The sequence below is a fragment of the Xenorhabdus santafensis genome, from assembly GCF_033949405.1.
Lineage (GTDB): Bacteria > Pseudomonadota > Gammaproteobacteria > Enterobacterales > Enterobacteriaceae > Xenorhabdus > Xenorhabdus santafensis.
The window spans coordinates 1-323 of the sequence record NZ_VCDN01000529.1 but is presented as its reverse complement, the minus strand read 5'-3'; the positions used below and the strand labels follow the sequence as shown (position 1 = coordinate 323).

Sequence of the window (323 nt, the reverse complement as noted above, 5' to 3'; positions counted from 1 at the left end):
CATAAGCAGGGCAACAACAATTCGAAAAGGAGCGGATACGCATGATGAACAATATGAAATCAAATAAATTTTTAAATACAATGGGCATGGTGCTATCCGCACTTGTCGATGCAAAAGCTGTTGCAACTACATTAAACAAATAAGGAGAGATTATAATGAACAACATTACTTTCAACAAATCAGACTTTATCGGACTTGCAAGTGGAGCTACTCTTCTTACGGCTTTCATTTATACACTTGCTCAAGGTCTTGTTTAACACTTTCACTTTGTTTCCCCAAACCCCTTTATATATAGAAAAAGCTGCTCGTCTTATAGACAAGCA

1 protein-coding gene is annotated in these 323 nt (G+C 36.5%); it reads left to right on the top strand.

The genetic code is table 11. The features are described from left to right. The first annotated feature begins 155 nt into the window (after window positions 1-155). A complete protein-coding gene (locus tag FE392_RS23275) occupies window positions 156-257 on the top strand; it encodes a DUF3948 family protein (protein WP_001060018.1) in 102 nt (33 codons plus the stop codon). The last annotated feature ends 66 nt before the right edge of the window (window positions 258-323 follow it).

Excerpts from the sequence above, each read along its gene's own strand:
- FE392_RS23275 (WP_001060018.1), top strand. The coding sequence starts at position 156 with ATGAACAACATTACTTTCAACAAATCAGACTTTATCGGACTTGCAAGT.